At 68.0% G+C, this 21,409-nt stretch carries 13 protein-coding genes and 1 tRNA gene; 6 read left to right on the plus strand and 8 right to left on the minus strand.

The annotated features are described in order from the left end of the window. Nucleotides 1-22: 22 nt before the first annotated feature. The 6 genes from R8G01_03570 to R8G01_03595 all read right to left on the minus strand — a co-directional run bounded on the left by R8G01_03570 (nt 23) and on the right by R8G01_03595 (nt 14,565). Nucleotides 23-3,922, minus strand: a complete 3,900-nt coding sequence (locus R8G01_03570) for an adenylate/guanylate cyclase domain-containing protein (GenBank protein MDW3213050.1) — start codon at nt 3,920-3,922, stop codon at nt 23-25. Continuing rightward, nucleotides 3,919-11,256, minus strand: a complete 7,338-nt coding sequence (locus tag R8G01_03575; protein MDW3213051.1) for a choice-of-anchor Q domain-containing protein — start codon at nt 11,254-11,256, stop codon at nt 3,919-3,921. Before R8G01_03575 ends, R8G01_03570 begins: the two co-directional genes overlap by 4 nt. 223 nt (nt 11,257-11,479) lie before the next feature. Continuing rightward, a tRNA-Pro gene (locus R8G01_03580) sits at nt 11,480-11,554 on the minus strand. A 55-nt stretch (nt 11,555-11,609) separates the two neighbouring features. Next, nucleotides 11,610-11,819 carry a hypothetical protein gene (locus R8G01_03585; protein MDW3213052.1) on the minus strand — a complete coding sequence of 70 codons (210 nt, stop codon included), beginning with the start codon at nt 11,817-11,819 and terminating at the stop codon, nt 11,610-11,612. Further along, nucleotides 11,819-13,177 (minus strand): ribosome biogenesis GTPase Der, encoded by a 1,359-nt coding sequence (der, locus tag R8G01_03590; GenBank protein MDW3213053.1) that lies wholly within the window; start codon nt 13,175-13,177, stop codon nt 11,819-11,821. The genes R8G01_03585 and der overlap by 1 nt, the downstream gene beginning before the upstream one ends. Before the next feature lie 5 nt (nt 13,178-13,182). Next, nucleotides 13,183-14,565 (minus strand): DUF512 domain-containing protein, encoded by a 1,383-nt coding sequence (locus R8G01_03595; protein ID MDW3213054.1) that lies wholly within the window; start codon nt 14,563-14,565, stop codon nt 13,183-13,185. A gap of 57 nt (nt 14,566-14,622) precedes the next feature. On the opposite strand from R8G01_03595, the gene ispH reads away from it, so the two are divergent. The 3 genes from ispH (at nt 14,623) to R8G01_03610 (ending at nt 16,353) form a co-directional block, all read left to right on the plus strand. Next, on the plus strand, nt 14,623-15,657 hold the full coding sequence (gene ispH, locus R8G01_03600; GenBank protein MDW3213055.1) for a 4-hydroxy-3-methylbut-2-enyl diphosphate reductase: 1,035 nt from the start codon (nt 14,623-14,625) through the stop codon (nt 15,655-15,657). A gap of 2 nt (nt 15,658-15,659) precedes the next feature. Then, nucleotides 15,660-16,070 carry a hypothetical protein gene (locus tag R8G01_03605; GenBank protein ID MDW3213056.1) on the plus strand — a complete coding sequence of 137 codons (411 nt, stop codon included), beginning with the start codon at nt 15,660-15,662 and terminating at the stop codon, nt 16,068-16,070. A gap of 61 nt (nt 16,071-16,131) precedes the next feature. Further along, complete coding sequence (locus R8G01_03610) at nt 16,132-16,353, plus strand: DUF2007 domain-containing protein (GenBank protein MDW3213057.1); 222 nt, start codon at nt 16,132-16,134, stop codon at nt 16,351-16,353. 21 nt (nt 16,354-16,374) lie between these two features. On the opposite strand, the gene R8G01_03615 is transcribed toward R8G01_03610, so the two are convergent. After that, nucleotides 16,375-17,580 (minus strand): acyl-CoA dehydrogenase family protein, encoded by a 1,206-nt coding sequence (locus tag R8G01_03615; GenBank protein ID MDW3213058.1) that lies wholly within the window; start codon nt 17,578-17,580, stop codon nt 16,375-16,377. Nucleotides 17,581-17,662: 82 nt separating this feature from the next. Between R8G01_03615 and R8G01_03620 the strand changes: the two genes are divergently transcribed. Beyond that, nucleotides 17,663-18,295 carry a hypothetical protein gene (locus R8G01_03620; protein MDW3213059.1) on the plus strand — a complete coding sequence of 211 codons (633 nt, stop codon included), beginning with the start codon at nt 17,663-17,665 and terminating at the stop codon, nt 18,293-18,295. Between the two features lie 5 nt (nt 18,296-18,300). On the opposite strand, the gene R8G01_03625 is transcribed toward R8G01_03620, so the two are convergent. Then, nucleotides 18,301-18,990 carry a transglutaminase-like domain-containing protein gene (locus tag R8G01_03625; protein ID MDW3213060.1) on the minus strand — a complete coding sequence of 230 codons (690 nt, stop codon included), beginning with the start codon at nt 18,988-18,990 and terminating at the stop codon, nt 18,301-18,303. A 34-nt stretch (nt 18,991-19,024) separates the two neighbouring features. On the opposite strand from R8G01_03625, the gene R8G01_03630 reads away from it, so the two are divergent. Together R8G01_03630 and R8G01_03635 are read left to right on the plus strand one after the other, a co-directional pair. Continuing rightward, entirely contained in the window at nt 19,025-20,575 is a 1,551-nt protein-coding gene (locus R8G01_03630) for an AMP-binding protein (protein ID MDW3213061.1), read from the plus strand. Between the two features lie 15 nt (nt 20,576-20,590). Next, nucleotides 20,591-21,331 carry a glycerophosphodiester phosphodiesterase gene (locus R8G01_03635; GenBank protein ID MDW3213062.1) on the plus strand — a complete coding sequence of 247 codons (741 nt, stop codon included), beginning with the start codon at nt 20,591-20,593 and terminating at the stop codon, nt 21,329-21,331. The last annotated feature ends 78 nt before the right edge of the window (nt 21,332-21,409 follow it).

The raw sequence follows: 21,409 nt of genomic DNA on the forward strand, positions 1-21,409 counted from the left end.
GAGTGGCGGTCGGGAACGTCGGTCAGCTTAGTCGACCGCGCTCGATACCCGGATCGACCGGTGCCTCGCCGCTGGGCACGTTCCGACCGACGATCGCCGGCACTGCGATGACGTCGAGTTGCTCGAGCAGCTGTGTCGCCTCGGCGCGCCGGCCGTCCCGAGGGTCGCCGGTCGGGCGATCGAGTTCGTCCCACACCATCAGGGTGATGGCCGTGGTGTACCGGTCGTTCGCCTCGCGTGCCGAGTCGAGCGCTCGCCGCAGCGTGTCGGCCGCCGTGACAGCGTCGCCCGACCTGACCTGGGCCAAGCCGAGCATGGGCAGGAGCTGGACGAGGAGCTGATCGTCACCCGCCTCGGAGGTCAGGCGCCGTTCGATCGCCTCGGCGAGCGACAGCGCCGACGCCGTGTGCCCCCGCAGGAGTTGACACTCGACCCGACGCACCGCCATCTCGTTCACCAGGGCCGAGGCGCCGAGCTCCGACAACGCGACGGTGGCCTCGTCGAGGAGGGTGATGCCCCGCTCAGGGTCGCCGGAGCGCGCCATCGTCATCGCGAGGTTCGACCCGGCGTACGGCACGCCGACGGTGAACCCGGCCTGCTGCCACGCCGCCGACGCGTGTTCGAAGAGCTCGACGGCCTCGTCGTGACGGCCCTGGAGGCTGAGGATCTCTCCGATGTTGTTCGCGACCATCGCCTCACCGACCACGTCACCTGCCTGGCGACGAAGCGTCCTGCTGCGCTCGTACTCCGCGATCGCCGACCGCCACTGGCCGTCGAAGTGATGGCGGACCCCGCGGTTGTTCAGGACGTTCGCCTCGCCGACGAGGTCGCCGGACCCGGCGAACATCTCCAAGGCGAGATCGGAATACCGGGCGGCATCGGGGCGGCCGAGGGTCCGGTACGCGACCTCGACCATGTTGAACGCCCGTGCCATGGCCAGCTGGTCGCCCGTCCGTTCGGCGCTCTCCGCAGCGAGTTCGGCCTGCGCGGCGCACAGACGCAGGCGGCCCTGCCGATGGAGTGCTCCTGCTCGCAACCGTGCCGTCTCCGCGGTCTCCAGGTCCCGAGCCCGGGCATTGTCGATCTGTTCGACAGCGCGCACCGCACGGGTCAGCCAGGACAGCGACTGGCTGAGGCGTCCCTCGTTGAGTCGTACCTCGCCGATCTTGCGGAGGAGCCGCGCCTGGTGCTCGGAGCCGGCGTCGCGGGCTCGGCTCTCCTGGTAGGCGGCGAACGCCTCCGGGTAGTGACCCATCAGTTCGTGGACGTCGCCGAGCGACTCGGCGACACGCGCCCGCGCCGCTTCGTCGGCGGCGGTCACGTGCTGTGCGTTCCGAAGCGCTCGTTCGAACAGTGTCACGGCCTCGGCGTTGGCGAATGTCCGCCGTGCCGATTCACCGCCGGCCACCGAGTAGATCCATGCACGCTCGTGGTCGCGGGCCCGGTCGAAGTGGTCGGAGAGCAGCGGCATCACGGTCGTGAGGTTGCTGCCGCGCCGGCGCTCGAGCGTCGTCCCGATCGCCAGGTGCATCTGGCGTCGTCGTCGATAGGCGAGGCCCTCGTACGCCACGTCCCGGTAGATCGACTGACGGAACCGGTAGATCCCGGGACCTTCGGGAACGAGGAACGACCCGAGCGATGCCCACCGATCGGGCGACTCGAGTTCTGGCTGGTCGAACGCCGTGGCGAGCAGTGGTGCGTCGACGGTGTTGCCTCCCACCGAGACGTCGCGGAGGAGCACCCGATCTCGGGGCGGGAGCAGGTCGATCCTCGTCGTGATCAAGGACTCGATCGACTCGGGCAGTGCGTCGCCACTGCCCTCCTCGAGTGCTGCAACGAGTTCGAGGACGAACAGCGGGTTGCCGGCGGCGCGTTCGACGAGCGCCTCGACGTCGGATGCCGCGGTCGTCGTGTCGCCGACGCCGACCTCGACGCCGGCGGCGGCGAGCAGGTCGACGACGTCTTGGACGCCAAGGCTCGTGAGTGACACGGTTTCGAGCGGCACCTCGGACCCGAGCGCGAGTCCTTCCGACCCCGTTCGGCGCGTCATGACGATCATCGTCGAACGTTGTGCGACGCGACGCGCCAACTCGCACAGCACGTCGACGGAACCGGGATCGAAGAGGTGGACGTCCTCGGCCAGCACGGCCGTCGGTTCCCGGAGCGCACGGTCGATGGCGTCGGCCGTGACGGACAGCATCCGGTCGCGCCGGAACTCGTCGGCCAGCCGTTCGACCGCCGAGGTCATGCCCACCTCGGCCCCCACCGGCAGCGCCAGCAGCGGGAGCCACCTCATCAGTTCGGGTGCGTTCGTCGCCGACCATGCGATCAGTTGTTCACCGAGGTCAGCCGGATCCTGCCCGTGGAGTTGGAGGACGTCGCGCAGCAGGCCCCTGATCATGAAGAAGGGAGTGTTCTTCGCATACTGACCCCCGCGCATCCGATGGACACGGAGTCCGGGGTGGTGCAACAGCGTCTCGTCGGCGAGGCGAGACTTGCCGATGCCCGGCTCCCCCACGATGTCGACCACCGAGCCTCGACCGGCGAGGGCAGCGTCGGCGAGCAGGTCCAGACGCGTTCGCTCGTCGGCTCGCCCCACGAAGCCCACGTGGCTCACGTGGTCGGCGTCGTCGACCGACAGTGCATCGCCCAACACCGCTGCACGGATCGGCTCGGACTTCCCCTTGACGTGGAACGGCGGCAGTTCCGCGATGTCGAACTTGGTGTCGGCCCGGCCCAGCACCTGCCTCGACACGATGATCTGTCCCGGCTCGGCGCGCTGCATCAGGCGCGCCGCGAGGTTGACGGCGTCGCCCATCACGGTCAAGGTGCGTCGGGTCGGTCCTCCGAGGTCACCGACGAAGACATGCCCGCGGTTGACGCCCGCCCGGATCGGCAGCGTGGTCTCGAGCGAGAACAGTTCCCGCAGCCCCAGGAGCATGTGGTCCTCGTCGGCATCGGTCGACGTCGGCGCTCCGGCTGCGAGGATCAACTTCGTACCGTTGACGTAGACGTCGCTCGCGAGCAGGTGGATCGGATGATTGCCGAGCACCTGGCGCACGTTCGCCGCGAGTCGCTGGGACGCCTCGTTGACGGCGTCGGCGCCGTCGGCGGCGAACAGATCGTCGGTGCCGGTCATGTTCACGAAGGCCACCACCACCTGTCGGTGCTCGCCGGGCACCCCGGCGACGATCTGGTCGGCCAACGCTGCCGGGAGGTACCGACCGAGGCCGGCGAGGCCGCGTCGACCGGACGAGCGCGCTCCCGAGTCCTCCTGGTGCTGCACTCGGCGGCGGGCGAGTTGCCACGCCCCGCCGTCGGTCTCCTCGCCGAGCCAGGACGCAGGCAGGAGCCTGGCCGTGGCCTCGCTCACGAGGATCTCGCCGCGAGCGGCATCGCCCTCGCACCGCACCGTCATCGAGACGGTGGGCCCTCCGACGAGCAACTCGAGGTGTCCGGCGTCGGCGAGCGAGCAGCCGATCGTGCCCGAGTGCGCACCCTGCGAGATGCCCAGCTCGACGCGCTTGACCGACTCCGTCGACCACGATCGGCTCACGATCGTGTGCATCGCGCTCATCGCCTCGGCGGCGTCCTCGGCGTGTCGTTCTCCGCCGAACAGGACCAGGAGTGCATCTCCCCCGAACTTGACGATGTCGCCGTCGCGCCGTTCGCACGCGGCGATCATCTCGGTGAAGCAGCGATTCAGCAGATCGGTCAGCTCTTCGGCTCCTTCGTGACCGAACGCAGCCAGGCGCTCCGACAGTGCGGTGAAGCCGCTGATGTCGGCAGAGACGAGCGTGCCCGACGCGAACAGCAGCTGCTCGTTCGACCCACTGCGATGGTGATCTTCGACCAGACGGGGAACGTAGGTCGCGAGGAGCGAATCTCGGTCTGTTGCCGACGTGCGGCGTTCCGTGGTCACCGTCGCAGCGTGAACCGAGCGCTGCCTTGCGCCGGCGGCGGGTGCTGGAGGTCGGGCACCGGCGCGGTCGTGAAGTTCAACGTGTAGCTGCCCGGGGCGACATACGGGAACGAGGTGGTGTCGAGGTTGTAGATGTAGCCCTTCTGCGCGTAGCGGAACTCGTAGCCGTTGTTCGAATTCCCCGAGTCGTTCGGGCCCGGAGGGAAGCTGACGCCGTCGGAACCGGTGACCGACACGGCGGTGAGCACGATGTTCCTCGACGAGATGTTGCGCCCGGTGGCATCACAGAGTTGGATCTTGATCGTGTAGTTCGATCCGATCTGCTTGGACTGGGTGTGGTCGTACTGCTCGATCACACACAGGTTCACCGTGTAGCTCGCCGTCGCGGTGGTCGTCGTCCCCGCGCGGTCGGTCGCGGTGACGACCACGTCGTAGGCACCGGCCTGGGTCACCGGTACGGGGATCGTTCCCGTCTCGGAGTCGTCGGAGAGCACACTCGATTCGCCGCGCGGACCGGTCAGCTCGACCGTGCACGACTCGATGCCCGAGCCGTCATCGGTGCAGGCGAACGTCGCGCTGTTCGTCTCACCGATCGTGGCGGACGAGGTCGCCAGGCTGACGACGGCGGTCGGTGCGATCGTGTCGACCACGGTGTACGTCGCCTCGACGGAACCGACGTTGCCGCTCATGTCGGTGGCCGTGACGACCACACGGTGGGTGCCCAACACGTCGACGGGGAGGGAGACGCCGATCGCTCCGCCGGTGTCGGTCTGGGCGACGTCGCCGTCAGGTCCGATCACGGTCATCACGCACGATGCCACACCGGACCCAGCGTCGGTGCAGGAGTAGTCGGCGGTGTTCGTCGCAGGCATCTCGACCGACGTCCTGGCCAGCGTCAGATTGGCTTCGGGTGCGGTGAGGTCGGTGACCTCGTAGCTGGTGTCCGTGCTCCGGACGTTGCCGGCCATGTCGGTGGCGGTGACGCGGACGGCGTAGGTGCCCAGTCGGTCACTCGGCAGGGCGACGTCGTCGCCACCACCGACGTCGCTGTCGATCAGGACGAGTTCACCGGTGTCGAAGGCAACGAACAGCTCGCACGATCGGATCCCGGAGAGCTCGTCGCCGCAGGAGTAGTCGGCGGTGATGTCGTTGCCGATCGCGACCGTGGAGGCGACGACCAGCGTGGGTTCGATCGGATCTTCGCGGTCGATCAGGACGGTCACGGCGTCGTCTCCGATCGCCGAGCCGAGGTTGCCGGCGAGGTCGGTGGCCCGTGCGGTGAACACCGTGACGCCGTCGACCGCGAAATCGAACGGTTCCGTGTACGGGAGGTACGTCGCTCCCCCGTCGATCGAGTACTCGACCCCGGCGATGCCCGAACCGGCGTCGGTGGCATCGATCGTGATCGTCACCGGCTGGTTCGTCCACACGGCGGTCGATGCAGAGATCGAGACCGTCGGGGCCACCGTGTCGATCCGGATCGTGACGGGATCGGAGACGCTCGGGTTGCCGGCGAGGTCGGACGCTCTCGCCGTGACCGTGGTCGTCGACGCGACCGAGAACGGAGCGCCGTACGGGACGTAGGTGGCGCCTCCGTCGGTGGAGTACTCGAACGACGTCGGGTCGACGCCCGATCCGTCACCGTCGTCGGCCTGGAGCGTCACGAGCACCGGACCAGATGACCACTCGCCGGCCGGCCAGGTCTGAACGGACACGTCCGGGCCGAAGGAATCGAGCCGCAACTCGAGCGCCGCGAATGCCCCTGTTTCGTCGAACGCCGTCACGACATGGTCGCCGGTGTCGACGATGATCGCGTTCGAGGTCGTATCCGAATCCGACAGGGTCAGCGCCATCGTGTACTCGGCGAAGGGGCCCGCGTCGACGCGATACTCGACGCGCTCGCCGCCGCCGGAAGCCGTGACGACGACGTCACCCCGGTACCAACCGTTCGATTGCGTGCCATCGGCGGTGAGGACCAGGTTCGACACATCGCCGGGGCTCGATGCGAGGAAGTAGCGGGACTTGCTGTTGCTCATCGCGACGTTGCCGGCATCGTCGACCGCTTGCACGATGTACTCGACCCGCGTCTCGGTGTCGGTGGGCTCGAACGGTCCGACGCCGGTCCATGTCCCGTCACCCAGGTCGACCAGGTCGACTCCCGACCAGATGTTCGCGCCTGCTGCGCGGTAGAGCACGTACACGCGCTCCGCCGTGGTGTCGACCTCGATGTCGAACCGGATCGCGTCGTCGTCGAACCGACCACTGCTCGTCGCGATCGCGGGAGGGGTGAAATCGTTCGACGGGCTGTAGTACACCTCGGCCACCACGCGGGTGTGGAGTCGCTGGGTGCCGCTGTCGGGTTCGTCGTCGCTCGCCCGGTACTGACCGGCGGCGACCAGGATCTGCTCGTGGCGCTCGCGGCCGAGTTGGTATCGGCGCACGGTCGACATCTCGGCGGGGAACGATCCGTCCAGGTACTCCGGGCGTGGATCGCCGAAGTTCGGCGAGGCCCGGAAGAAGACCGGGTCGAACGGGACGGGAGCGTCGACGGTCGTCAGTTCGGTGATCAGGGCGTCGCGTGCCTGCAGCCCGTCGAAGGACGGGACGTCGGCCGCGTACAGGGGTTGGATCGGATGGCCGTTCACCGTGATCGCTCGACCATCGACCTGGTAGTACGACCCGTCGGGCGTCTCGACGAGCTCGAACTGGGGAACGGAGGGATCGGTCGCCGGCGGATTCCGCCGGAACTCGACTGCCGCGATCGGCTGCCCGGTGATCGGATCGGTGTCGGGCACCGCCGCGGCAGCCGCCGTCAACGGGGCGACGGCTTCGACCGCTCGCGTCAGGTCGGGCGGCGCCGTGTTGACGTGGAACATCGGGAGGCCGTACAGCACGAACTGTTGCAGCGCCTTCTCCTGGTACGCGTCGAGCACCAGCACGTCGCGTGCCATCCGTTGCTTGGCCGCCGCCCAGGCAGCGCCGATCGAACCGTGTCCGCCGACCTCGTCGGCGAAGATCGCCGTCAGCATCTCCGTCAGCGCGATGCGGTCGGTGTCGCCGTAGCCGTAGCCGGTGTTGCCGCCGAAGACGGTCGTTCGCCCTCGCGCGAGTTCCTGCGCCCAGTCGTTGGGCGCGGCCGTCGGGGCGACGCCGATCTGGACGTCGCTCACGCTGTAGCCAGAGTGGCATCCCATGCTGTAGACGACCGACCGGTCGACGGTCACAGGCAGTTCGTCGGTGCTGAACAGCCCGTCGTCGCCGCCCTGCGGATTGAAGTTGTCGAACGCCGGCAGCGCGTTGTTCTCGTCGAAGTGGGCGTGGATGCCGATCACGTCGAGGTGCTCGCCGCCTGATGTGTCGAGCGCGTCGGCGAGATCGCCGTCGGTCCACGATGGTCCGATCAGCGAGTCGTCGACGGTGTAGCCCGCATCGGCGAGGTTGGAGGCGTTGAGTTCGGCCCCGTCGGTGAGGAACTCGTAGCCCGTCTGGAGCGCGTTCCTGCTCTCGGTGGTGGGGTCGAGGCGACCACCGAACTCGACGAAGTTCTCGAGTGCCCCGATGATCTCCGATGGGGTCTCGACCAGGCGGCCGACCGCTCGATCGGGCACGAACAGCTCATGGTCGCGGATCCGGATACCGGCGTCCGACCCGTACGGATCATCGGTGCGGTACCGCCCGGCAGCGAGCGCAGCGTTGCTCTCGTTGTCAGCGTCGGCGGCGAAATCCTGGCTGAACGTGCGCTCGTTGGCGAAGTTCGCGTCGTCGACGACATTGGCCATCGGCACCTGACGGTCGTCGCCCACGATGACGATGTACTCGATGCCGGGGCGAGCGGCGGTGTAGCGATCGATCACGTCGCCGATCGCTCGCACGATGTCGTTGGATCGCTCGGGGTCGCACGGGTCCGCGGCACGCGCCTCGTACGCGGCGCGGACTGCGCTGTCGTCGTCGACCGGCAGGACAGCCCCGACCACACCGCTGCTCGCCGCCGCGGCGACGTCTTCGGCGGCGGCGAGGACGTCGGCGGCGACGGGCCCGTACGTGAACTCGAGCAGCTGGGAGTTGGTGATGAACAGGGTGTTCAGTTCGGTCGGCAGGGTGCTGTCGATCGCCGGGAGCGGCAGTGGTGCGATCTGTTCGACGCCGGGATACGGCAACGGGTCGCACGGACCACGTGCGATCGTGGCATCGGTCCGGATCCGCAGCGCGTACGGCGTGTCGGCGACGGCACCGTTGTAGCCGGTCACCTGGATGAAGTACCGGCCGGCACGCAATGTCCCGGTGCGGATCCGCTCGCTCCCCCGGGCACGGTTGGACGAGATCGCGGTGACGGCGTAGTCCGAGGCGGTGACGCCGGCGGCGGTGAGCACCTGCGGGATGTCCTGGACGGTGTCGGTCTGGACGATGTCGTCGAACGGATTGAGGTCGAGGGTGACGTCGTCGAGGTAGGCGATCGATTCGGTCGGCGCCCCACGGAGCGGTTCCGACTTCTCGCCGTACAACACGACGTCGTAGTCGGCGGGCAGGTTGCTGAGGAAGACGTCGGCGCGGACACCACAGCGCGCGGCCTCTTCGCTGATGTCGAACTGGTACAGGTCGATGCCGTCGGTGGTCGACGACACCCAGCCGAGGTTCACGTCGCCGGGCCCGCTCGTCGCGCAGACGCCCCCGGTCTCGATCACGACCGGAACGGTGGGTCCACGGTCCGGCGCGGTGACGGTCACGTCGAACGTCGACGGTCCGGTCGTCGCCGGATCGTCGCCCGGTGACGAGGTCCCGCTCGCCGATGCGGACGCCGTGAAGGTACCGAGCTCGAAGCCGGCGCGAGTGTCGATCGCCAACGTGTGCTCGCCGCTCCCCACGTCTGCCAGCCGGTACGTGAGCGTGATCGGGGTCGGCTCACCCGCCGGATCGACGCACGAACCGCCAGGACAGCTCAGTTCCGGGTCGGCGACCGGCGTGCCGTCGAGCGATGATCCCCCGGGGACGTACGAGAAGCCGGGCGGGATCGCCACGGAGACGGTGAGTTCGGCAGCGGCGGCGGTCAGATCGACAGCGGCGAGGTACTGGAACGTCGAGTCGTTGACGGTGTCGGCGTTCTGGATGCCCGGCACCGTGAGGTCGACCTCGTTCCACGGGATCGACTCCGGCGGCATGATGCCGACGAGCAGATCGGCCGTCGAGTAGTCGCCGAGCAGTTCGAACGCCTCCGGGTGGTCGAGGAAGAGGGCCCCGAGATCTCCGAGTTCGGCGCCATCGGCGATGGCGCCGGCGAGGAAAGCGTCACCGAGGGTGCTGCCGTCACAACCACCGGGCACGAGACTGCAGTCGATGACGCTCAGGTCGTCGAAGGCGTTGAGCGGGAACGCGTTGAGCGGGAAGGCGTTGAGCGGCGACGACTGCCAACCGAAGGCGTTCAGCGGGAACGCGTTCAGCGGGAACGCGTTCAGTGGGAACGCGTTCAGTGGGAAAGCGTTGAGCGGGAAGGCATTCAGTGGGAACGCGTTGAGTGGGACCCCGGCGAGGGCAAGGGAGGCGAGTGTGTACGAATCATCGGTCGGGTCGACCCCGCCGGCCTTCGACGCACAGAAGTCGGGAACCAGGTCACACCAGGTCTCGGCGGTTCCGAACGCGTTGAGCGGGAACGCGTTGAGTGGGATCGAGCCGAGGAGGAACGCGTTGAGCGGGAACGCGTTGAGCGGGGTGCCTTCGAGATTGATGTCGCCGACGGAGATGGCTTGGACCGAGGTGAGATCGCGGACGTCGCCGAGGGTCAGCGAGTGGATCGGCACGCCCTCGAACTCGCTGTCCGCCAGCACCTCGTCCCAGGAGCTCTCGGTCAGCACGAGGTCGGACAGCGGGAACGCATTCAGCGGGAACGCGTTGAGCGGGAATGCATTCAACGGGAACGCATTCAGCGGTGCGGCGGCCGTGAAGAACGCGTTCAAGGGGAACGCATTCAACGGGAACGCGTTGAGCGGGAACGCATTCAACGGGAACGCGTTGAGCGGTGCCGCCTCGAGCGGGAACGCGTTCAGCGGGCTGGCGTCGAGCGTGCCGGCGAACAGCGTGTCGGTCTCGACGACCGACGCGGAGATCGCCGAGCTGGGAAGGAACTGTGCGCCGACCAGCGGGGTCGTGGTGCTGGCGGTGAGGGTGAGGTCGATCGCGAGTGGCGTCAACTCGTAGGCGCCGAGATCGCAGCCGGCGCCCGACGGTCGCGCCAGACCCCGCTGATCCGTGGCGACCTCGGTGTCGTTGGTGTCGAGAACACCGTCGAGCCCGACCGACCGGCACGTCGCTGCGGTGCCCCGGTCGAGCACGAGGCTGTCGGCGGTGAGCGGCATCGTGAGCGTCGGGCCGCCGAAGTCGCCGAGCGTCCCGACGCCGGCGGGTCCGTCGACGGTGCCGACCAGGGTCGCGGGCGTCGGTTGGCAACCCTGCGCATTGCCGACGAAGTTCGGTCCGATCAGGTCGGGGTTCCCCGAGCAGTCGGACCCGTCGGCACTCTGCTGATTCGCTCGTGTCAGCACCGAACCGGTGACGTACACGTTGCCACCGTTGCTGTCGACGCCGCCGCCCTTCTGGTTGTTGGACGTGTTGTCGACGAAAGTGGAGTACGAGATCGAGGCAGTGCCCGCGACCGAGATGGCACCGCCGCTCTGGGCCGTGTTCTCGTTGAACGTGCTGTTGACGAGTTCGAGGGTGCCGTCGACCCGGATCGCGCCACCCTTTCGGCCCACCTGGTTGGACACGAACGTCGACCCGGAGATCGTCGCCGAGCCTGCCACGTAGACGCCGGCGCCTTCGCGGGCAGTGTTGTTCTCGATGGAGCTCGATGCGAGGTGGAACCGCTGTGACGTCTCGGTGACGGCGATGGCGCCGCCGCTGACGTTCGGCCTGCCTGCTCCCGTGATGGTCACGCCGCGGATGGTGACGTCGTCGGCGTCGACGATGATCCCCTGCTTGCCAGCGGCGTCGATCGTGTGGTCGCTCGCCCGACCGCCACCGCTGACGCTCGCGCCGATCACGGACGTCCCGGCTCCGGTGATCGTGATCGACTTGTCGAGCCGATAGACGGCCGGACCGAGCCGCACGGTCGACCCGGGATTCGCATTGGCGAGATCGACGGCGCTGCGGAGCGAACACGTCGCGGTCGACGGGTCGGCCGAGGGACAGACGCCGGCGACATCGGCCGGATTGTCGACGATGATCTGCAGCGGTTCACCCGCCGCCGTGACCGTCGTGGTCGCTCCGAAGCAGAAGCTGGTGATCGCCAGCACTGCTGCACTCGCGCACGGCGCGAGCCGTCGTACTCCGTGGTCTGGTGACATGTCGCCCTGATTTCGCCTGTGGTCAGCAGTAGCGCTGCTGCCCGGAGCATAGGCGGTTCAGGGCAGGGCGGTCACAACGAGTTGCCGATCGGCGACTATTGCCACGGAGCGTGACGAACCGGTCACGCGGCACCCTCTGCTCGATCCGAGCGATGATGATGTCCGCGGGTGACCTCCGGGGACGAACCAGGGGCGGGAATCCCACGAGGAGATTCCCGCCCGGTCGGGCTGACAGGATTCGAACCTGCGACCCCTTGTCCCCCAGACAAGTGCGCTAACCAAGCTGCGCTACAGCCCGTGACGACATTCCTGTCGTGTTTGTGCCCGGCGATCCTATCGACCGCCGACCGTTCTCAGACCACGAGCTGGACGAAACGCCAACCGAGGTAGACGACGGTCGCCCCGACGAGCAGCTTGAAGTGCCACGGCGTCGACTCGTCGTGCGCCGCACGACCGCCCGGCCCCTGGGCCGCCCCGACCTCTCCCCCACACACGGGGCAGGTGCCGTCGTCGTTCATCGCGGTGGGTGCGTGATACTTCGCGCACTCCTCGCACCACGGCATCAATCGACCTTCTTGCGGATTCGCAACTTGATCGGTGTCGCCCCGAACCCGAACGCCTCCTTGATCTTGCGCTCGAGATAGCGGACGTGGTGCTGTGGCAGCTCACGGTTGACGAAGAGGGTGAACGTGGGTGGGTCGGTCGCACCCTGCACCGCGTACAGCACGCGAGCGCCCTGGCCGGCCGGCGACTCCTGCTGCGCCTTGATGATCACCCGGTTGACGTCGCGGGTCGGGACACGGCGGTGGTACTGCTCGATCGCCTCCTGCAGGCGGGGTCGCAACTTGTGCACGTTCTTGCCGCTGAGCGCCGAGATCTTGATGACCGGCGCATCACCGAGGAACGACAGCTTGCGGGTCAACTCGGTCTCGACCTCGTGGCGACGTTCGACATCGCCGACCAGGTCCCACTTGTTCAGCAGGATCACGATCGGGCAGCCGGAGGCGTCGACCCGCTCGGCGAGACGCTGGTCCTGCCCGGTGACACCTTCGGTGGCATCGATGATCAGGAGCGCGATGTCGGCGTCGTCGATCGCCCGGAGCGCCCGGACGAGCGAGTAGTACTCGGCCGAGTCGTCGATCTTGCCCTTCTTGCGCATGCCGGCCGTGTCGATGAAGACGATCGGGCCGTCCTCGGTCTCGACCAGCGTGTCGATCGCGTCGCGGGTCGTGCCGGCCATGTCGTGCACGACCGACCGGTCGGAACCCACCAACCGGTTGAACAAGGTGCTCTTGCCCACGTTCGGGCGACCGACGATCGCCACGCGAGGCGGGCGGGCGTCGTCGGGGGTCCAGGGTTCGGCGTCTTCATCGGACACCCAGTTGCCGTCGTCGGTGGGCTCGACGTACACGGCCTTGTCGCCGAACCGCTCGAGCACGACGTCGAGCAGGTCACCGGCCCGCCGCCCGTGGAGCGCGCTGACCGGCACCGCGTCGCCGAGACCGAGGGACAGGAACTGCCACAGGTCTTCTTCGCGGCGGTTGTTGTCGGCCTTGTTGGCCACGACCACGACGTTGTGTTCGCCGCGACGAAGCCAGTCGGCGACCGCTTCGTCGTCCTGCAGCGAACCGACGCTGGCATCGACGACGAACAGCACCAGATCGGCGCCGGCCACGGCCTGTTCGACCTGCCGCGACACCTTGTCGTCGAGGTCGGAACCCTTCGGCATCCATCCGCCCGTGTCGATCACGTTGAACGAGACCCCGAGCCAGTCGGCCTCGAGTTCCTTGCGGTCGCGGGTGACGCCCGGCTGGTTCTCGACGATCGCCGCCTGTTCACCCACGATCCGGTTGAACAGGGTGCTCTTGCCCACATTGGGGCGGCCGACGATGACCACCGTCGGCAGATCGGTGGATTCCATGGTGCTCATGCTGCCTGCTCCAACGCGTTTCTCAACGCAATACCGTCGGTCGGGACGATCTCGACCGGACGCGGGAGGTCGCCGACCGAGAGTCCGTCGAGGAATCTGCCGTCGTCGGACAGACACACGTCGGGCAGCAGATACCGGTCACCCTCCGGTTCGGCGCCGAGGACACGGGTGAGGTCGTCGCCGGTCATCAAGCCGGTCACGCCGGTGTTGCCACCGAAGAACCGGTTCTCGACCGGCAGGATCCTGACGTCGTGGCGGCCCAGTTGGTCGATCAGTGGGCCGATGACCTGGGCGCCGAATGGTCCGGTCAGCACGCCGACGCGAGCGTTGCGTCGAGGGCGCAACGACACCGACTGCACGACGTCGTTCGACGGCGACCGCAACCCGGTGTAGGCGGCGGGGTTGGAGGGGAGGTCGACCGCAGCGAAGAAGCCGCTCCGGACGCCGGTCGCCTCGTCGGTGATGCCGTGGAACTCTCGCTCGAACGTACGAGCCATCCCGATGCCGTCCTCGTGCATCGAGAACCCCTCGTAGGTGTCGGCCTCGGGGAACTCGCGGCCGGTCATCAGGTAGTACTCGTCGGCCGCGAACACCATCCGTCGACCGAGCACCTCGAGGAACCTCGCCTGCCACGCCTCGATGATGTCGACGACGCGGGCGGCTTCGTCGGGCGTGTGGAGCCGCATCGCCGACTCCTTGTTGAACTTCGACAATCCGAGTGGCACGACCGCCACCGACTCGAGCTCGGGGAATCGGTCGAGCACACCGGCGAGGGTGTCGTCGAGGACGTCGCCGTCGTTGACCCCCGGGCACACCACCACCTGGCCGCGGACCTCGATGTCGTGGTCGAGCAGCGCACGGACCCAGCGCAGGCTCATCCCACCCCTGGCGTTCTTCAACATGCGGTTGCGGACGTGGTGATCGGTGGCATGGATCGAGACGTTCAGCGGGGAGAGGCGCTCGGTGACCACGCGCTCGAGATCGGACTCCGTGAACCGGGTGAGCGTGGTGAAGTTGCCGTAGAGGAAGCTGAGCCGATAGTCGTCGTCCTTCAGGTACAGGCTGCGGCGCATGCCCTTGGGCAGCTGGTAGATGAAGCAGAACTCACAGTGGTTGTCGCACGTGCGTACCCGGTCGAACACCGCCGACTGCACCTCGACGCCCAGCGACTCGCCGGCCCGTTTCGGTACGTCGACGTCGAGTTCGAGCCCGTTGCGCAGCACGTCGAGCACGATGTCGGCCTCGTCGGTGTACATCTGCCACTCGATGACATCGCGCGGCACCTGTCCGTCGACGCGCGCGATCTCGTCGCCGGGCTGGAGCCCGGCGAGCGCGGCCGGTGAATCGGGCGCGACGGCGACGACGAGTGGTGCGGACATGGCCGGACCAGGCTATCGGCGCCGTGTCCAGGGGCTCGCCGGTACTCTGTCGGGCAGATGAACGTCGACCGTGTCCTCCTCGCCGAACCCCGCGGGTTCTGTGCCGGTGTCGAGATGGCGATCAAGGCGCTGGCCTGGATGGTCCGCTCGTTCGAGCCGCCGATCTACTGCTATCACGAGATCGTCCACAACAAGATCGTCGTCGAGCGGTTCGAGCGCCAGGGTGTGATCTTCGTCGACGACGTGTCGGAGGTGCCGGAAGGCCGCCCGATCATGTTGTCGGCGCACGGTTCGGCACCCGAGGTCGTGGCGGCCGCCCAGGCCCGTGGCAGCTTCGTCGTCGACTCGGTGTGCCCGCTCGTCACCAAGGTCCATCACGAGGTCAAGGTCCGCGCCGGCAAGGGTTTCCGGATCCTGTACGTCGGCCACGAAGGCCACGAAGAAGCGGTCGGCACGATGGCGGTCGCCCCCGAGTCGATCAGCCGGGTCGAGTCCACCGACGAGGTCGACGCACTCCCCGAGTTCGATCAGCCGGTCGCGCTGCTCGCGCAGACGACGCTGTCACATAGGGATTGGGAGGGGGTCGCGGTGCGCGTCCGCGAGCGGTTCCCCGACGTCTGGACCCCGGGACGCAGCGATCTCTGCTTCGCCACCACCAACCGGCAGTCGTCGCTCCTCGCGATGGCCGAGCGGTGCGACGCGATCATCGTGATCGGTTCGTCCAACTCGTCCAACACCCGTGCGCTCGAGCAGCTCGCACGCGAAGCGGGTTGCGAACGCGTGTATCGGGTCAACGTCGCCGAGCAGGTCCCCGACGACCTGACCGGCACGGTCGGCGTCACCGCCGGCGCATCCGCCCCGGAAGAACTCGTCGAGAGCGTGCTCGCCCGTCTGGCGCCCCGCCACGGGGTCGACGTGGTGCGCATCACCGAAGAAGACGAGTACTTCCCGCCGCCCCGGAACATCCGCGAACTCCAGGGCTCGATCGAGCAGGCCAGCACGGCCATGCTCGGCGGTTCGCTGCTCGCCCGGCCGGGGATGGACGACCGGAGCCTGCCCGCCAGCGAGGTCCTGGCCGCCCTGGCCGACTGATCATGCTCTCCCCCACCACCGACACCGTTCGCCTCTTCCTGCATGTCGTCGCCGCATCGATCTGGGTCGGCGGTCAGGTCGTGTTGGCCGGGCTCGTCCCCGGCCTGCGGCGGGTGCACCCCGACGCCACCAAGGTCGCAGCCAGGGCGTTCGCACGCGTGGCGTGGCCGGCGTTCGCCGTCGTCGTGCTGACCGGGCTCTGGAATCTGGGCGACATCGACGTCGCGAACACCACGACCACGTACCAGATCACGTTGTTCGTGAAGATCGCGCTGGCGATGGCGAGTGGTGCCGCGGCGGCGGTGCATCAGATCGGCAGCTCGAAGCTCGCTCTCGCCCTCGGCGGAGCGATCGGCTTGCTGGCTGCGCTCGGGGCGATGTTCTGCGGCTATCTCCTCACGACCGGCGTGTGAGGCTCCGGATCGAGGGTCCGTCCCGACGGTTCACGTGGTGACCGCCGGGTACTGTCGGGTCATGAGTGACATCGAGGAGCATCCCGAGCCGCTGGTCGTCGCGACCTATTCCGATCGCGGCGAGGCCGAGGTCACGAAAGCCCACCTCAGCGACAACGGCATCCGCGCCGAGATCGTCGACGAGGTCGAGGGTGGAGCGCTCCCGGTCGATGGTGAGTCAGGCGTCCGGGTCGTGGTTCCCGCCGCCGACGCCGAGTTGGCTCGCGCCATCCTCGCCGGCTGACGCCGGGGCCGAACCCGGCGATCAGTTCCGCGGGACCTGACTCCACGGCACGTCGCGATCGACCCGCACGTCTCCGGGCAGACCGAGGACGCGCTCGCCGAGGATGTTCTGCATGACCTCGGTCGTGCCGCCCTCGATCGAGTTCGCTCGCGACCTGAGGAACTTCTTCTGCAGTGAGTCGGCGCCCATGGTCATCTCTGGCCGCACCATCTCGTAGCTGCCGTACAGCATGCCGTCGGCACCCATCAGGTCGACCATCGCCTCGTAGATCGCCTTGTTGAGGTTGGCCGACTCCATCTTGCCGATCGACCCCTCGGGGCCCGGGTCGCCGAGACGACGATTCTGGTTGGCGCGGATGTTGGTGAATCGGTGCACTTCGGCGCGCACCCAGAGTGCCGTGACTCGATCTCGCGTCGAAGCGTCCTTGCGATCGTCGGGGAGACCGTTCCACACGTCGAGCAGGTCGGCGATCGTCCCCGACCCACGTGAAGGGATCGACCCACCGATCGAGGTGCGTTCGTTCATGAGCGTGGTGAGTGAGACACGCCACCCGTCGCCCGGATTGCCGAGCATCTCGGAGTGCGGGATGCGGGTGTCGGTGAAGTACACCTCGTTGAACTCGGCCTCGCCGGTCATCTGCCGCAACGGCCGGGTCTCGACCGTGTCGGCCTGCATGTCGACGACGAATGCGGTCAGGCCGGCGTGCTTGACCGCTTCCGCGTCGGTGCGGACGACGAGCAGGCCCCAGCGCGAGACGTGGGCGAGCGTGGTCCACACCTTCTGGCCGTTGACGATCCACTCGTCGCCGTCACGGACGCCCTTCGACGAGAGTCCGGCGAAGTCGGAGCCGGAACCGGGCTCGCTGAACAGCTGGCACCAGATCTCCTCGCAGGTGAACAGCGGACGGAGGTACCGCTGCTTCTGCTCGTCGCTCCCCCAGGCGTGGACCGTCGGACCACACATGCCGTAGCCGATCGGGTTGCGGGCCATCGAGAACGGGCCTCCGGCGCTGCGGACTCGCTCGTTGACCAGCCGCTGCAGCTTCGGGTTCAGGCCGAGGCCTCCGAAGCCGTCGTCGAAATGGACCCACGCCAGACCGAGGTCGTACTGGGCGCCGAGGAACTCGACGGGCGACGTGGTCGCCGGCGGATGCGTTTCGATCAGGTGCTCGACCAGGTCGCTCACCCGCTGCTCGTCGGCCGTCAACGTGCTCTCGATCACCGTCATGGCCTCAAGGTATCGACCCGTCCGCCTGCACGACGAAGCCGCGCCGAGGATGCGCGGGTACCACCTGCCACACTCTGGACCGATGACGAACTCGATGCGAGCGATCGGTGTCGGCCTGGCGGCCGCTGCGCTGCTCACGGGTTGTGTCTCCGACGGTTCGGACCCGGGATCCGACACCGGCGACGCGGCCGACCCGGCACCCGGCATCTCGGTCGAGGTGCCGCCGGATCGTCTCACGCCGTTCTGCCAGGCGATGATCGAACTCACCGACCGGGTCAGGTCGGGTGAAGCGGTCGGCGACGAGGCGATCCTCGAGACGTATCGCTCCGTCAGCGACGACGTCCCTGCCGCGATCGCCGATGATTTCGATCGTGTGCTGACCGCCCTCGAGACCGGCACTCCGAGTCCGACCGATCCGCCGCGCGACACGATCCAGACCGTGCCGCGACCCTCGCCTCCGGCGAGCGGCGAGCCGACCACGACGACGAGCGCACCACCCCCGGCTGACACCACCGTCACCAGCACCGACGCCAGCGACGGTGAGGACGAGGCATCGGTGCCGGACAGTTCGGTGGTCGACGAGCGATTCGACCGCGACGGCAGCCCCGCCGATCGGATCAACAGCTACGTGACGTTCGTCTGCCGATCGGCCGACAACAACCCCGGCCCACCGGCCACACAGCCGCTCGACGGCCCGCCGGACGACGACGGCTGAGCGGCTCAGTTCAAGGGCGCGAGGGCCTCGAGCGACGCCGCTCGCTCGGCAGCGAACTCGGGTAGCGCCTGTCGCGCCTGCATCACGATCGCGAGCCGCACCGCGTCGGAACGTCGTTCGCACGACACCTTGAGATTGTTGAGGATCCGCGCGACGACGAGGCGCGGCGGGATGGTCTCGAGGAAGCGGTCCGACCAGCGCGACACCCCCTGGATCACGAGCAGGTTCCGGCACGCATCACGGGTGAGGTCGGTGTGGCCGTGGAACGGGTCGGCGAACCAGCGCGGGTCGGTCGGGTCGCCGACCAGGAAGTGCCCCGGCATGCCGACGCCCGCCAGCCGGACACCCACCCGACGGGCGACCTCGATCGCGACCACCGACAGCGTGATCGGCATACCCCGCCGGGTCGCGAGCACGTGGTCGATGCACGAGTTCTGCCAGCGGTGATAATCGGTGCGATCGCCCTCGAAGCCTGCCTCGCCGGTGAGGAACCGCATGACCCCGTCGCGGGTCGGCGTCGGGCAGTCCGCCGCCAGCACGTCGAGTTCGGTCATCACCCCGATCACGTCGAGCTCGGGCTGGAGCGCCTTCGACAGCCAGAGAACCAGTTCGTCGAGCGTGGCGTCGGGCGACGCCACGGCGTCGGCGAACGGTGCGATCCGGTCCCCGATCTCCGATCGCTGCGTCCGACCCACACCGTGACCGTACCGTCGGCTACCGTCCGCGCCCATGTATCCCGGAGCGCACCTCGAGACCCACGCCGACCGCCCCGCCGTCATCATGGCCGAAAGCGGCTGGGTCCAGACCTTCGCCGAGCTCGACGCGGCAGCGAACCAGCTGAGCCACCTGCTCCGATCGGCCGGTCTCCGACCAGGCGACCACATCGCACTCTGCATGGAGAACCACCCGCGCTACCTCGAGATCCTGTGGGGGCTCGACTACGCGGGGTTGATCTACACGGCGGCGTCGTCACGCCTCACCACCGAGGAGTTGGCCTACATCGTCGACGACTGCGGTGCCCGCGCCTTCATCACGTCGAAGCAGCAGGCCGAGCAGGCGGCCGAGTTGATCGCCTCGACCCCTGCGGTCGAACTCCGGCTGATGCTCGACGGCACGATCGAGGGCTACGAGTCGTTCGAGTCGGCGGTCGACGCGCAACCGACCGAACCGCTCGCAGAGCGCACGGCCGGTACCGACATGCTGTACTCGTCGGGGACCACCGGACGCCCCAAGGGCGTGCTCCCGGCGTTCGTGCCCGAGCCGCTCGAGACGCGCGTCACCGGCGTGGCCGGCATGTTGAGCATCCTCTTCGGGTTGAACGACTCCAGCGTCTATCTGACACCGGCGCCGATGTACCACGCGGCGCCGCTCCGGTTCTCGATGTCGGCGCTCGCCAACGGGGCAACCGTCGTGGTCATGGAGCACTTCGACGCCGAGCGCTACCTCCAGGTCGTCGAGCGGTACTCGATCACCCACAGTCAGGTCGTGCCGACGATGTTCGTCCGCATGTTGAAGCTCCCCGACGAGACTCGCGCCCGGTACGACGTATCGTCGATCGAGTGCGTGATCCACGCCGCTGCGCCGTGCCCGGTCCCCGTCAAGCAGCAGATGATCGATTGGTGGGGGCCGGTCCTGCACGAGTACTACGCCGGCACCGAGGGGAACGGGTTCGTCTACTGCAACAGCGACATGTGGCTCGCTCACCCCGGCACCGTCGGTACGCCGATCAACTGCGTCGTCCACATCGTCGGTGACGACGGCGAGGAGGTGCCGAACGGCGAGTCGGGCACCGTGTTCTTCGAAGGTGGTGCCAGCTTCGAGTACCACAACGACCCGGAGAAGACCGCCGGCTCCCGCCATCCCGAGGGGTGGTCGACCCTCGGCGACATCGGGTACCTCGACGACGACAACTTCCTCTACCTCACCGACCGCAAGGCGTACATGATCATCTCGGGCGGGGTGAACATCTACCCGCAGGAGGCCGAGAACGTCCTGACGATGCACGACGCCGTGCTCGATGTCGCCGTGTTCGGCATTCCCAACGACGACTTCGGCGAGGAGGTCAAAGCGGTGGTGCAGCCGCGCGAGATGCCCGTCGACGACGATGCCGCTGCCGCACTCGCGAGCGAACTGATCCGGTACTGCCGCGAGCACCTCGCCGACGTCAAGTGTCCCCGATCGATCGACTTCCGTGAGGAACTCCCCCGCCACCCGACCGGGAAGCTGTACAAGCGGCTCCTCAAGGACGAGTACTGGGAGGCGGTCGAGCGTTCGATCTGAGCGTACGCTCCGGTCATGCATCCGTTTTTGGACTGGCCGGGGCCGATCCCGTTCGCACATCGGGGCGGGGCGTCCGACAATCCGGAGAACACGATGCCGGCGTTCCAGCATGCGGTCGACCTCGGCTACACGTATCTCGAGACCGACGTCCACGCGACCAGCGACGGCGTGCTCGTGGCGTTCCACGACGACTCGCTCGACCGCACCACCGATCGAACCGGCAAGATCAACGAACTGCCGTGGAGCGAGGTGCGGCGTGCCCGCGTCGACGGGCGCGAGCCGATCCCGCTGTTCGACGACCTCATGGAGCAGTTTCCCGACGCTCGGGTCAACATCGACTGCAAGGCGGGCAGCGGCGTCGAAGCCCTGATCGCTTCGCTCAAGCGCCTCGACTGCCTCGACCGGGTGCTCGTCGGCGGGTTCAGCGACGCCCGCCTGCGTCGCTTCCGCTCCGAGTTCGGCGACGCACTCTGTACGAGCTTCGGGCCTCAGCAGATCGCGGCGCTCCGCTTCACCGGACGGGTGCCGTGGGGCGGTGAGGCAGCGCAGGTGCCGGTGCGTCAGGGTCGCCTCACGATCGTGAACGAGCAGTTCGTCGAGCGCGCCCACCGACGGGGGCTGCACGTGCATGTGTGGACGATCGACGACGCGCACGACATGCACCGACTCCTCGACCTGGGCGTCGACGGCCTGATGACCGACCGCCCGCAGATCCTCAAGGACGTGCTCGTCGAACGCGACGCCTGGCACGGGTGACCCGCCGACGACGTGCAGCGGGTTTGACCGCCACCGCGACGGGTATCGAACACGCACCAACCGCTCCCCTGGAGGTCC

The sequence above is a fragment of the Ilumatobacteraceae bacterium genome (assembly GCA_033344875.1).
GTDB lineage: Bacteria > Actinomycetota > Acidimicrobiia > Acidimicrobiales > Ilumatobacteraceae > Ilumatobacter.

Excerpts from the sequence above, each read along its gene's own strand:
- R8G01_03575 (MDW3213051.1), bottom strand. The coding sequence starts at position 11,256 with ATGTCACCAGACCACGGAGTACGACGGCTCGCGCCGTGCGCGAGTGCA.
- R8G01_03585 (MDW3213052.1), bottom strand. The coding sequence starts at position 11,819 with ATGCCGTGGTGCGAGGAGTGCGCGAAGTATCACGCACCCACCGCGATG.
- der (MDW3213053.1), bottom strand. The coding sequence starts at position 13,177 with ATGGAATCCACCGATCTGCCGACGGTGGTCATCGTCGGCCGCCCCAAT.
- R8G01_03595 (MDW3213054.1), bottom strand. The coding sequence starts at position 14,565 with ATGTCCGCACCACTCGTCGTCGCCGTCGCGCCCGATTCACCGGCCGCG.
- ispH (MDW3213055.1), top strand. The coding sequence starts at position 14,623 with ATGAACGTCGACCGTGTCCTCCTCGCCGAACCCCGCGGGTTCTGTGCC.
- R8G01_03605 (MDW3213056.1), top strand. The coding sequence starts at position 15,660 with ATGCTCTCCCCCACCACCGACACCGTTCGCCTCTTCCTGCATGTCGTC.
- R8G01_03610 (MDW3213057.1), top strand. The coding sequence starts at position 16,132 with ATGAGTGACATCGAGGAGCATCCCGAGCCGCTGGTCGTCGCGACCTAT.
- R8G01_03615 (MDW3213058.1), bottom strand. The coding sequence starts at position 17,580 with ATGACGGTGATCGAGAGCACGTTGACGGCCGACGAGCAGCGGGTGAGC.
- R8G01_03620 (MDW3213059.1), top strand. The coding sequence starts at position 17,663 with ATGACGAACTCGATGCGAGCGATCGGTGTCGGCCTGGCGGCCGCTGCG.
- R8G01_03630 (MDW3213061.1), top strand. The coding sequence starts at position 19,025 with ATGTATCCCGGAGCGCACCTCGAGACCCACGCCGACCGCCCCGCCGTC.
- R8G01_03635 (MDW3213062.1), top strand. The coding sequence starts at position 20,591 with ATGCATCCGTTTTTGGACTGGCCGGGGCCGATCCCGTTCGCACATCGG.